The sequence below is a fragment of the Dialister sp. i34-0019-2H8 genome, assembly GCF_042846925.1.
In the GTDB taxonomy this organism is placed as follows: domain Bacteria; phylum Bacillota; class Negativicutes; order Veillonellales; family Dialisteraceae; genus Dialister.
The window spans coordinates 1,939,770-1,952,575 of sequence record NZ_BAABYQ010000001.1 but is presented as its reverse complement, the minus strand read 5'-3'; the positions used below and the strand labels follow the sequence as shown (position 1 = coordinate 1,952,575).

Genomic DNA, 12,806 nt, shown 5'->3' with positions numbered 1-12,806 from the left:
GAAGATGCACCCTCTTACCTTTCTTTTTACTCTTTCATGGAGGATCACAATGGATTATCGTCATCTGAAATATTTCATGGAAGTCGCTGAACAGAAGAGCTTCTCGAAAGCAGCGCGCAATCTTCATATTTCCCAGTCCGCCATCAGCCGCATGATCAAGTCGCTGGAGGATGAGCTGGGGGTCGTGCTTTTCATCCGCAACGCAAAGACGGTAGAGATCACAGCGCCGGGGACCATTTTCCTGAACTATGCGAAGCGGTGTCTTTTTATTTTTGAACATCTGAAGTCGGATTTTGAAAATGAATTCAACCTGAAGCAGGATACCATCGAGATCGGGCTGCCGCCGATCACCGATGCGCATGTCTTTGCAAAGCTTCTTGGCGAATTCAAGAAGAACTATCCGCAGATCGCCATCAAGCTCTATGAGCACGGTTCGAAGGTCATCGAGACCTCTGTCCAGGAGGGGGTCATCGACGTCGGCATCATCTGCACCATTCCGAATAACGAATTCGAGTCCTTCTTCCTTTCGGAGGATGAGATGTGCGTCGTCATGCCGAAGGGCTATCCGCTCGAAGAGCACCCTGTCGTCCCGATGAAGCTGCTCGCAGACTATCCGCTCGTGCTGTACCGCGATGATTTCAATATGCATGATGACATCATGTCGAACTGCAAAAAGATCGGCTTCACGCCGAAGATCGTATTCGAGACGAGCCAGCGTGAGCTGATGCTGCAGACAGTCGCGAGCGGCCTTGGCGTCGCGATCCTGCCGTCGCGCCTGTGCCCGGCAAACAGCGAGGAAAGCAAGGTCGTCACCCGTGTGATGACAGAGCCGCGCATGACGCATCACCTCTATGCCATCTGGAAGAAGGGCCGCTACCTCTCCCGTGCTGCCCGTCTCTGGATCGAATTCACCAAAGACCATCTGACGCTTTTGAATGACCCGCGTAAGATCGATGATATGATGAGGAAATAGGATTTCCATGGAACAGTGGAAAAGGAAAATACAGTGGAGAGAACGCAAATATCTCTACCTTATCATGGCCATGCTGCTCGGCATGGTCATTTATCAGCAGTTTTTGATCACTGACCTGCAGGAACGGATGATGAATATCGAGGCGTCCTGCTATGACGAGCAGCTGAATGATATCCGCTATGAAGCGGAGGAAGCGCTTCGTCAGAATGAAGAGCAGGGAAAGGATATCTATCTTCTGCAGAAGCACAGCGCGGATCACCGCTTCCGCCTGCTGGAATTGGAATGGGAGAAGTAGTGGCCGGGGACTAGTGATTGGTGACTGGGAGACTGAAAGACGTTAGACATCTGACATCTGGAGTCTAAAGGCTCCAGGTCTCAAGTGGGCACCACGCCTGACTCTGGCGTCAGTTGCAGCAGTATGTATTTCATCCATTTGAAATCTGATTCTGCGATTGAGTCAGTGTTTCCTTATCGATTATGTTTTGCACATTGATAAATATCGAACCATATGGTAATATATAGATATAGAGAAATATCGATAAAGTGACCTGTGACGGGTAAGAAAATCATTTTTAGTGTGTATCCCCCGTTGGGGGATCATACAAGAGAGGCTCGACTGGCGGTCTGCTTCCCCATGAACATGGCAAGCGGACAAGAATTACGTTTAGGAGAGTGCAGTACCTAACCCCTAACACCTGATCCCTAGTCACTGGTCACCTAGTTTTTTCTGCCACCGGCAGAGAAAGGAGAATATCATGACACTTCATATCTATTATTGCCCATCTTGCGATTCTTTCGTATTCAAAACCGGCGAAGCCATGGCTGTTTCTTGCTGTGGCGAAACATGGCAGCCGCTGACAGCAGGCACCAGTGATGGAGCCAGGGAAAAACATGTACCGGTGGTGACTCATGAGGGGGATCTCCTTCACGTACAAGTGGGGGAAGTGCTGCATCCTATGTTGGAAAACCATTACATCCAGTGGATCGCTTTGGTGACCGAAGAGGGATTCCAAGTGCGCTATCTGAAACCGGGAGAAGAACCGAAAGCCGTCTTTGCTGATGTGCCGCATGGCGTGGTGTATGAATATTGCAATCTGCATGGCCTTTGGAAATGTGAATTTTAAGATTCGTGACTGGTGACTCATCACTGGGAGGTTCTCTCAGTGATGAGTCACCAGTTTTTTTGTTGCTCAGGTCACGGGAGATAGGAATGATCCAATGGATGCTATTTCAGAAATATACCCATTCCCCATATAGCGTTTTAACATGTAGTGATCAATTGGTTTAGGCATTGACGAAACCGGAGGGCGGTAGTATTGTCTAAATTAGAATTTAAGCATTATTATTCACCGGCGGAGAAAATGGAAAGTGAGAAAAGAGATATTTTCTCAAATCATGAAAAGAAAAATTTTCCGGAGTGGATAGTGTGTAGGAGGGGAGGCATGCGCATGGTATGAAATGTCAATGGTGCGGGAAAGAGTTTACTCCGCTAAAAAGTTGGCAGAGATATTGCTCGCCAGCCTGCCGTGTAGCTGCCAATCGGAAACGACTGCCCAAGGATGAAGTACATACGCAGGAAGCCGTACTCATTCGTTCATTTCGGTGCTTGCAGTGAGACCTGTCGGGAAGCCCAGCATAGAGTCAGCATAGAGTTAGACCAAAAGTGATTCGAGAACAGAAGAAAAAAGGATAAATGCTTAGGGATTCGCTTAATCTTTACGAACCTATCCTACTCCCTGAATTCATTGAAAGAGAGGGTATATCATGAATCATATTTACAAGGTCATTTGGAATAAAGCGAAACATTGCTATACCGTAGTTTCTGAAATTGCCAAAAGTCATAGCCAAAGCAATAAACGGGTCCGTAGTATGACTGCCGTAGTAGCGGCTGCCATGATGCTCACCGGTTTTGGCGGTATGGCTATTGAAGCGGCCAATCCAGCACCAGATGATACTAATATTAAAATAGGAAAAGGTGCAGATTTTGCTATTTGGAATGGACAGACTGGGCATGATGGAATCACTAGTGGATATATTGCTATTGGTGAAAATGCGTATGCTTGGGATGGGGAGTATTCTTTTCAAGATTATTTAACAAGGAAATGGTCAGCTCGTATTGGCACCAAAGAATACCTCTTGGATTTTAATCAAGGTGCTGTTGGTAGTGCAACGTGGGGAAAATATAGAGTAACAGATGGAACAAAGTTAGCAGGAGCTATTGCTATTGGGAAAAATACGATGGCTCGTACAGGTTCTGTAATGATTGGAGATCATACCTATGTAGGAAAATTGGGTGACATTGAGGTAGATCCTGCCAAGAAAATGACACTCAATGATAGCGTATATTCTACCACATTGGGGTCAAGTAGTTATAATAGTGGCTCCATGTCTGCTGTAACAGGAGCATTTTCGATTATTTCAAATAAAGGTACATCAACTAGTTATGGTACGCAGAACTTTGGTGCAACTATCTACGGTTCTTTAAATAGCATAGAATCTTCATCTGCAAGTAGTCATTCAGCTGGTATGGCAAATAGTGTGTTAGGATTTGGCAATAGAACACAGAATACCAATGCATCCCTTGTTTGGGGGACCGGGAATGAAGTAACCAATTCTATCGAGAATGTAACTTTTAGTACCAAGTGGAATAAGACATCAGCTTCTGATGCGCAGAAAGAAATCATTAAGGCGATGCAGTCTTCTGACCAATATGCTGGCGGTTCTGTCATGGCTATCGGCGGTGGCAATAAAGCGGATTGGGCAATTTATTCCCAGCTACTGGGTGTACAGAATACGTTGACTGGGACAGAGAAGGATGTTTCTAAATTAACTGTATTCGTATATTAAGCCCCCATCTGAGATGGGGGACCCGGTGGAGCCGTAGCTTTGCCTAGAGTATAAAAAATCCTCCAGTGTTAGAATAAAGAGGGTCTAGCAAACCACTTTAGCTAACAAAGGAGGAGTCCAAATGGACAACAATAGTATAGCTCATACCAAATGGAATTGCACATATCATATCGTATTCATCCCAAAATATCGCAAGAAAGTATTCTACGGGCAAATGAGGAAAGATTTGGTTGAAATCATCCGAAAATTGTGCGAGATGAAGAAAGTGGAACTGATCAAGGGAGCTGCATGCGTGGATCATGTGCATCTGTATCTCGGGATACCGCCGAAGTTGAATATATCAGACGTAGTAGCCTATATCAAAGGGAAAAGTGCGTTAATGATATACGACCGGCATCCCGAGATAAAAGCCAGATGGGGAGAACGGCATCTCTGGGCACGAGGCTATTATGTAGAAACCGTCGGGAATATCAACGAAGAAGTTATCAAGCGTTACATTTCAGAGCAAGAAGAAAGCGATAAGTTCGAGAAGTAAGTAAGACGAATAAGCGAAAGAGTCGCCATAGGCGGCTGTAAGTACAAAGACGATTTGCTAGACCTGCCATAGGCAGGTGTCAGTACAAAACCCCGGAGGGGTTCCAAATAAACCCCCATTTGAAATGGGGGTTGCTAACTTATGATTAATGGTTACAAGAATACCGTAACCAATGCTCAAAATACAACTATTATTGGTTCTAATAACACAGCCACGAATATCCAATCAACTATCGTCATGGGGGATCACAATACATTAGAGGGTCGAAAAAATGTGATTTCTTTGGGAAATAAAAATACTGTTATGGCAGATGATGCGGTGGCTATTGGGAATGGTACGAAGGTAACAGCAGAGAGCGGAGTAGCTATCGGAGCAGGTTCTGTAGCGGATCGAGTAGCTGGCAGCAAAGGAGCTTTTGCACCGGCTAACATCCCGAAGGCAGAAAAATCCACTTGGATTTCCACAAAAGGAGCTTTTTCTGTGGGTGAGGAGGGAAAAACTACTCGCCAGATTACCAATGTAGCAGCTGGAAGTAAGCCCACCGATGCTGTTAATGTGGCACAATTAAAACAAGTCGCTAGTCAGACGGCAGCATCCAAGACAACTGTTTCTGATGGAACCAATACCACTGTTACCCCTACTACAGTAGCAGAAGATGGACATACCGATTATAAAGTCAATCTGAATAAAGATTTGACCGGTATTGAATCTATGACCAATGGTTCATCTTCTATCCGCATGGGAAATGGTGGCACTGTAACAATCAACAAAAAGGTTACCATTGATCAGAGCGGCAAAATTAGTGGTGTGGCTGCTGGTGAAATTTCTAGTACCTCTACAGATGCTGTCAATGGCAGCCAGCTCCATGCTGTACAACAGGAAGCTGGGAAACATACAAAAGTAGTCAATGGTAGCAATATTACCGTAGAAGAAACAGATCAAGATGGGCAGAAGACTTATAAAGTAGGTCTGAAGAAGGATCTTCTTCTTGGTGATATCACTGGCAAGAATGTAAGCATTAGCGGAACCAATGGCACCATTGAAACGACTGGCTCTATTACAACAAAAGATAAAATCTATGCAGATAAGGGGGCTAAACTGGCAGATGTGAATGTCACTGGAGATACTATTTCTAATGACAAGTCCTCTGTAAAACTTGACAAGGAAGGCACTGTAACAATCAACAATAGGGTTACCATTGATCAGAGCGGCAAAATTAGTGGTGTAGCTGCTGGTGAAATTTCTAGTACCTCTACAGATGCTGTCAATGGCAGCCAGCTCCATGCTGTACAACAGGAAGCCGGGAAACATACAAAAGTAGTCAATGGTAGCAATATTACCGTAGAAGAAACAGATCAAGACGGGCAGAAGACTTATAAAGTAGGCCTGAATAAGGATCTTCTTCTTGGTGATATCACTGGCAAGAATGTAAGCATTAGCGGAACCAATGGCACTATTGAAACGACTGGCTTTATTGCGACAAAAGATAAAATCTATGCAGATAAGGGGGCTAAACTGGCAGATGTGAATGTCACTGGAGATACTATTTCTAATGACAAGTCCTCTGTAAAACTTGACAAGGAAGGCACTGTAACAATCAACAATAGGGTTACCATTGATCAGAGCGGCAAAATTAGTGGTGTGGCCGCTGGTGAAATTTCTAGTACCTCTACCGATGCAGTGAATGGTAGTCAGCTGAAAGCAACCAATGATCGAGTATCTCAGGTAGAAGGGAATATTACCGAGATTAAAGGGGATATTACAAACATCAAATCTGATATTACCAATATTAAAGGTGATGTGAAGAATCTGGGAGATCGTGTCACAAAAGTAGAACAGGAAGCAGGAAAGCATACAAAAGTAGTCAATGGTAGCAATGTTACCGTAGAAGAAACAGATCAAGACGGGCAGAAGACTTATAAAGTAGGCCTGAATAAGGATCTTCTTCTTGGTGATATCACTGGCAAGAATGTAAGCATTAGCGGAACCAATGGCACCATTGAAACGACTGGCTCTATTGCAACAAAAGATAAAATCTATGCAGATAAGGGGGCTAAACTGGCAGATATTGATATTACTGGAGATACCATCTCTAATGGTCAGTCATCTGTAAAACTGGATAAAGAAGGAACTGTTACTATTAATGGCAAAGTATCCGTGAACCAGGATGGAAAAGTAAGTGGCGTAGCTGCTGGGGATATTTCTGAAAAATCTACTGACGCTGTCAATGGCAGCCAGCTCTTTGCAACCAACCAGCAGGTAGTGCAGAATGCCCAGAGTATCAGTAAGCTGGGCAACCGCATCAACAAAGTCGGTGCTGGTGCAGCCGCTTTGGCAGCGCTCCATCCGTTGGACTTCGATCCAGATGATAAGTGGGATATCGCAGCAGGCTATGGCAATTACAATGGCGAAAATGCAGCCGCTATCGGCGCTTACTATCGTCCGAATGAAGATACCATGTTCTCTGTAGGCGGCAGCTTCGGTAATGGTGAAAATATGGTGAATGCGGGTGTCAGCTTGAAACTGGGCCAGGGCAACCATGTTTCTACTTCCAAGGTAGCTATGGCGAAGGAAATCAAAGACCTCAGAAAAGAACTGGAAGGTCTGAAATCGGCTCTGTTGGATGCGAATGCAGGAAAGAAACTGGATACGTCTAAGCTCCAGCTCTTCCCAGATGTACCGAAGAATCACTGGGCTTATGAATATGTATCTACTTTGAAAGGCAATGGTGTGCTCACTGGTTACCCCGATGGAGAATTCAAAGGGGATCGTCCAATGACTCGTTATGAATTCGCTACCATGCTCTACAAAGCCATGCTGGAAGGGGCTACTCTGTCTGATAAGATTCTGAAAGAATTTGCACCAGAACTGGAACGTTTCACTGTGGATACAGTGCATCAGGACAAAGATGGCAAGCCTACTGTAGAAAGAGTTCGTACGGTAAAGGCAGAGAAATAGTATTCGTTGCTGGCTGTGAATCCTAATCACTAATTTGTAAAATAGCCAAAGGAAATTCCCTCTGAAGAAATGATTGATATTTCTACAGAGGGAATTTTGTTTTTGGGAGAGGTAGAGAAACATCGATTAAAAAACTGGTGACTTGTGGCTGGGAGGTTCTCCCGATGACGGGTCACCAGTTTTTTATGGCTCATGTTACTCAGGGGCAGCCTTTGGGGCGTGCTGCCCCTTGATTGCGTGCGAAAGAGGGGAGCGGGTTCTGAAGGTTCAACCGGTTCACAGGTTTTTCATCTTTCGCGGTTAAAACTTTGCGGCGCTTAGGGAAACACTGATTAAATCGTTGCCAGATTTTACTCTTGAATTTTTATGCATAGCGAGGAATAGCCTGACGCGAATAGCGGGCTATTTAAGGAAGGTTATGACGAAGCTATGTATAAAAATTCTTGTAGAATCTGACTCTGCGATTTAATCAGCGTTTCCCTAGATCCTTCGACTCAGTTCTCATATTCCAGATTAGCCATTTTCTAACATACGACGCTTTTCTCCGCTCAGGATGACGAATTGCGCCGCACCGCCCCCGTTGAACCCACTGAACCAATAGAACCCATAGAACCCGCTGATCTCTGGCTACGCTCCCCACTTCGCACTTTTTCAGCAGGAGCGGATGAATGACCAACCACTAAATATGATACAATAAGAAAAAAGTATTTTTAAAATTCGAAAGAAAAAGGAGTGAAGGAGGCGTTTCCGCTTGGATCCATTTGTTCATCTCCACGTCCACACCGAGTACAGTCTTTTCGACGGCACATGCCGCATCAAGGAACTTGTCTCTTATGTCAAGTCGCTCGGGCAGACGGCGGTCGCGATCACGGACCATGGTGTCATGTACGGTGCGGTCTATTTATATAAAGAGTGTATCGCGCAGGGCATCAAGCCGATCATCGGATGCGAGGTCTACGTCACGAGGAAGAGCCGCTTCGAGCGGGCGAAGGGCGAGAAGGAGAAGCTGGGGCATCTGATCCTTTTGGCAGAAACGAATGAGGGCTATCAGAATCTCATCAAGATCTGCTCGAAGGCGTGGACGGAGGGCTATTTTCATAAGCCGCGGGTGGATCATGAGCTTCTGTCCAAGTATCACAAAGGGCTCATTGCGTTGTCGGCCTGTGTTGCCGGCGAGCTTCCGCAGGCGATCTTAAACCGCGACATGGATGAAGCCAGAAAGGTGATCCGCTACTACATCGATACGTTCGGGAAGGAGAACTATTTCCTCGAGCTGCAGAATCATGGCATCCCGGAAGAAGCGGATGTGCGTCCGGTACTGGCGTCTTTGGCAAAAGAGTATGGGCTGGGGCTAGTCGCGACGAATGATTTCCACTATACGAAAAAAGAGGATGCGAAGAGCCAGGAGATCAAGCTCTGCATCTCCACGGGAAAGACACTGGATGATCCCTATCATTTCCATTTTCCGAATGACGAATTCTACTGCAAGAGCGGGGAGGAGATGCAGGCGATCTTAGGCGAGTATCCGGGCGCTATCGAGAATACGGCAAAGATCGCAGAGCGCTGTCATGTGACCTTCACCTTTGGCGACCATAAGCTCCCGTCCTTTGATGTGCCGGAAGGCGAGACGTCCAAGTCATACCTGCGAAAGCTCTGCGAGGCGGCGATCCCGGAGCGCTATCCGGAGTCCATGGGAAAAGAGCAGGAGCGTCTGGATTATGAACTCGGTGTCATCAATCAGATGGGATTCTCGGATTACTTCCTGATCGTCATGGACTTCATCCGCTATGCGAAGACACATGGCATCCCGATCGGGCCGGGGCGTGGGAGCGCGGCAGGAAGCATCGTCGCCTACCTCCTGCACATCACGGAAATCGATCCACTGCGTTTCGACCTTCTCTTTGAACGCTTCCTGAATCCGGAGCGAGTCTCCATGCCGGATATCGATACCGACCTCTGCTATCGCGGACGCGGGCAGGTCATCGCCTATCTCGCAGAAAAGTACGGCGCCGAGCAGGTGGCGCAGATCATCACCTTTGGTACGCTCGCGGCGCGTGCCGTCATCCGTGATGTCGGCCGTGTCATGAATCTGCCCCTTCGCGAAGTGGACAAGATCGCAAAGATGGTGCCGAGCGGCCCGGGCGTCACGCTGAAGAAGACGCTGGACGGCTCGAAGGAATTCAAAGACCTCTACGAGTCGAATGCGACGGTACACACCCTGATCGATCACTGCCTCGACCTGGAAGGGCTTTCCAGAAATTCCGGCACGCACGCCGCCGGCGTCGTCATCTGCTCGAAGCCCGTCGATGAGTATGTGCCGATCCAGCTCACTGCGGATGATTTCATCCAGACGCAGTACGAAAAAGATCAGGTCGAGCAGCTCGGCCTTCTCAAGATGGATCTTTTGGGGCTTAGAAACCTCACCGTCATCCATGATGCGGTCGAGATGATCCGGGCGAACCGCGGTGTCACCATCGACATCGACCGCATTCCTTCTGTCGACGAGAAGACGTGCGAGATGCTCTGCGCGGGCGATACCACAGGCGTTTTCCAGTCCGAGTCCTCCGGCTTTACGAATCTTCTGATGAAGCTCCACCCGGACCGCTTCGAAGACCTCATCCCGATGGTCGCCCTCTACCGTCCGGGTCCTTTGGGCAGCGGCATGGCGGAAGATTTCATCAAGAGAAAACATGGAGAGATCCCCATCGAGTACCCGCATCCCTCCCTGGCTCCCATCCTGAAGGAAACCTACGGCGTCATCCTCTATCAGGAACAGGTCATGCAGATCGCCTCTGTCATGGGCGGCTTCTCCCTCGGCCAGTCCGACATGCTCCGCCGCGCCATGGGACACAAGGAGCCGGAGATCCTGCAGAAGAACCGGGATACCTTTGTCACAGGCGCCGTGAAGAATGGCGTCGATGAAAAGACGGCGAATTACGTCTTCGACCTCATGGTCCACTTTGCCGGTTACGGCTTCAATAAATCTCACAGCGTCTGCTACGGATGGATCGCCTGGCAGACCGCCTATCTCAAGGCGCACTACCGCGCTGAATTCATGGCTGCCATGATGACCTGCTACAATGGCGACAAGAACAAGGTCAGCCGCTACATTTCAGATACCAGAAGAGCCGGTGTGGAGATCGCCGCACCGGATGTCAATCTTTCAGAAGCCTATTTTTCTGTCAGCGGAAATAAGATCCTCTTCGGACTTGATGCCATCCAGAATGTCGGAGAGAACGCCGTCGAAGCCATCATCCGGGCACGACAGAAGGGCGGCCCCTTCACGTCCATGTCGGATTTCTTAGAGCGGGTCGAAGGCAAAGGCCTCAATAGCCGTGCGTGTGAAAGCCTCATCCGCTGCGGCGCGATGGACGGCTTCGGCTACAACCGCTCTCAGCTCCTCGCCGCACTCCCGCAGGTCATGAGTGATGTCGCCGCTGCGAAGAGCGACCGGGAGAGCGGACAGATGTCTCTCTTCGGCGGGGACGAGATGAAAAGCTCCGTCGTCTATCCCGATCTCGAAGACATGGATGCGGCTGAAAAGATCGACTGGGAAAGGAAGCTCTTAGGCTTCTACGTCAGCGGTCATCCGCTCGAAAAGTACAAGAAGCAGATGGCCGCCTGCACGCCCATCTACCAGCTCGAGACCGAAGGCAGCCGCTACGACGGGAAGACAGTCACCTTGGGCGGCACTGTCACCCGTGTGAAGGGCATGGTCACCAAGAAGGGCGCACCCATGGGTTACGTTACCATCGAAGACTATGAAAGTGAGATCGAATCCGTCCTCTTCCCCTCCGTCTGGGAAGCCGCGCGTCCCTTCCTCACCGAAGACGCGCCCATTTGTATCCGCGGCCGCGTCCAGTCGAACGAGCGAGAAGTCAAGATCTTAGCCGACAGCATCATACCGATGGCCCAGTTCCAAAAGACCGTTCGCATGCCGGTCGATGAAGTCCACCTCTACGTCGATCCCCGCCATGAGACAGACAAGGTCAGTGCGGCCCTCGCCAGAGTCCTTGCGAAATACCATGGCGGCACACCCGTCATCCTCCACCTCATCTCCTCAAGGCAGGAAATCCGCATGGTGCCAAAATTCTATGTCGACTTTTCCGAAGAAGCCGAAGAAGCGCTGAAAGGGCTCCTCGGCAATGCGGCAGTCGAGGGGAGAAAAAATTAGTCGCATGCAAACAGAGTAGAATCAAAACGGGGCTGTGAAGAAATGAATCCTCATTTCTTTACAGCCCCGTTTTACTTTGCTTTCATTTGGTTCAGGGTTCCGGGTTCAAGGTTCAGGTGGCGGCTTCGCCGCCTTTTTTTAGAAGATGGTATTCTCGTATCGCAGCCTTCCCCTCTAGGGGAAGGTGCCCCGCAGGGGCGGATAGGGTGACTATGGCATGAAAGACAGCTGGGATAAGGTTTCCCAGTCACTCCTATGAGAGCTACAAGTCCCCTGCGACAGATTGAACGCGAAAATGAGATGATCGTTATTTCACATCGCCTTTTTTGATGGCGGACAGACGGAAAAGCCTCAAAGTTTATGAACTTTCTCACGCAAAAACGTTTCACTTATGCTATACTTTAAACAAATATGGATAATGGGGACAGTGGGCGAAGCCTTATTTCTCTATAAGCCCCGTTTACCCTGTGGCGCGGCGTTCGTGCTGCGTGGCATATGATTTCGACCTCACAGAAGGGAGACACTATGAAGTTTCTGGTTTGTATCAAACAGGTCGTCGACACCTCGAAGATGGAAGTCGATCCGACCACAGGAAGACTGAAAAGAAATAATGCGAACAGCATCATGAATCCGCTGGATCTCCATGCGCTGGAAGCGGCATTTTCGCTGCGTGATGAAGTGGGCGGCACGGTGACAGTCATCACCATGGGTCCCCCGCAGGCAGCCGCTGTCCTGAAGGATGCGGTCGCTATGGGCGCTGATGAAGTATACCTCGTGACGGACCGCGCATTTGGCGGTGCGGATACTCTTGCGACGAGCTACACGCTGGCTAAGGCGATCGAGAAGCTGGGAACATTCGATCTCATTTTCTGCGGGCAGGAGTCCATCGACAGCAATACGGCGCAGATCGGCCCGGAGATCGCTGCGACGCTCGGCATCGCGGATGTAAGTGCAGCCGTAGGCATTTCCTATGAGAAGGAAGGCTTCCTGACCGTGAAGCGCCAGATCGGTGGGAATATCGAGGTGCTCGAGCTTGCTCTTCCGGCGGTCGTCACTGCGACAGAAGTGCTGAACCATGCGAGATACCCGAGCATCAAGGGTCTCCTCAAGAAGGATGAAGTGGAGATCGGAAATCTCACGGCAGCCGATCTGCCGGTCGATCCGGCGCGCATCGGCATGAAGGGCTCTCCGACGCAGGTCCGTCAGGTCCGTCCGGTCGTGCCGCCGAAAAAAGAAAATCTCCGCATCGAAGGAAAGACGACGGAAGAAGCGGCAGATCTCTTCCTCTCGGCTATGCAGAAACTGAAGGTCATCTAAGG

Annotated in this window: 8 protein-coding genes; all 8 read left to right on the top strand. The window is 48.8% G+C overall.

The window, feature by feature from the left end; genetic code table 11:
- Window positions 1-49 precede the first annotated feature (49 nt).
- The 8 genes from ACGG9R_RS08430 to ACGG9R_RS08395 all read left to right on the top strand — a co-directional run bounded on the left by ACGG9R_RS08430 (window position 50) and on the right by ACGG9R_RS08395 (window position 12,804).
- Window positions 50-973 carry a LysR family transcriptional regulator gene (locus tag ACGG9R_RS08430; protein ID WP_390153897.1) on the top strand — a complete coding sequence of 308 codons (924 nt, stop codon included), beginning with the start codon at window positions 50-52 and terminating at the stop codon, window positions 971-973.
- Window positions 974-980: 7 nt separating this feature from the next.
- The gene (locus ACGG9R_RS08425) at window positions 981-1,268 is read left to right on the top strand and encodes a hypothetical protein (protein WP_390153894.1); all 288 of its coding nucleotides are present in this window, start codon (window positions 981-983) and stop codon (window positions 1,266-1,268) included.
- Window positions 1,269-1,728: 460 nt separating this feature from the next.
- Window positions 1,729-2,097, top strand: coding sequence for a desulfoferrodoxin family protein (locus ACGG9R_RS08420; protein WP_390153891.1), 369 nt, complete (start codon window positions 1,729-1,731; stop codon window positions 2,095-2,097).
- Between the two features lie 640 nt (window positions 2,098-2,737).
- A complete protein-coding gene (locus tag ACGG9R_RS08415; RefSeq protein WP_390153889.1) occupies window positions 2,738-3,820 on the top strand; it encodes an ESPR domain-containing protein in 1,083 nt (360 codons plus the stop codon).
- A 121-nt stretch (window positions 3,821-3,941) separates the two neighbouring features.
- Window positions 3,942-4,355: an IS200/IS605 family transposase gene (gene tnpA, locus ACGG9R_RS08410; RefSeq protein ID WP_045172396.1), complete on the top strand. Its 414-nt coding sequence runs from the start codon at window positions 3,942-3,944 to the stop codon at window positions 4,353-4,355.
- 141 nt (window positions 4,356-4,496) lie between these two features.
- Complete coding sequence (locus tag ACGG9R_RS08405) at window positions 4,497-7,313, top strand: S-layer homology domain-containing protein (RefSeq protein ID WP_390153886.1); 2,817 nt, start codon at window positions 4,497-4,499, stop codon at window positions 7,311-7,313.
- 751 nt (window positions 7,314-8,064) lie between these two features.
- A complete protein-coding gene (locus ACGG9R_RS08400) occupies window positions 8,065-11,487 on the top strand; it encodes a DNA polymerase III subunit alpha (RefSeq protein ID WP_390153883.1) in 3,423 nt (1,140 codons plus the stop codon).
- A 525-nt stretch (window positions 11,488-12,012) separates the two neighbouring features.
- Entirely contained in the window at window positions 12,013-12,804 is a 792-nt protein-coding gene (locus ACGG9R_RS08395; RefSeq protein WP_390153880.1) for an electron transfer flavoprotein subunit beta/FixA family protein, read from the top strand.
- Window positions 12,805-12,806 lie beyond the last annotated feature (2 nt).

Excerpts from the sequence above, each read along its gene's own strand:
- ACGG9R_RS08430 (WP_390153897.1), top strand. The coding sequence starts at position 50 with ATGGATTATCGTCATCTGAAATATTTCATGGAAGTCGCTGAACAGAAG.
- ACGG9R_RS08425 (WP_390153894.1), top strand. The coding sequence starts at position 981 with ATGGAACAGTGGAAAAGGAAAATACAGTGGAGAGAACGCAAATATCTC.
- ACGG9R_RS08420 (WP_390153891.1), top strand. The coding sequence starts at position 1,729 with ATGACACTTCATATCTATTATTGCCCATCTTGCGATTCTTTCGTATTC.
- ACGG9R_RS08415 (WP_390153889.1), top strand. The coding sequence starts at position 2,738 with ATGAATCATATTTACAAGGTCATTTGGAATAAAGCGAAACATTGCTAT.
- tnpA (WP_045172396.1), top strand. The coding sequence starts at position 3,942 with ATGGACAACAATAGTATAGCTCATACCAAATGGAATTGCACATATCAT.
- ACGG9R_RS08405 (WP_390153886.1), top strand. The coding sequence starts at position 4,497 with ATGATTAATGGTTACAAGAATACCGTAACCAATGCTCAAAATACAACT.
- ACGG9R_RS08395 (WP_390153880.1), top strand. The coding sequence starts at position 12,013 with ATGAAGTTTCTGGTTTGTATCAAACAGGTCGTCGACACCTCGAAGATG.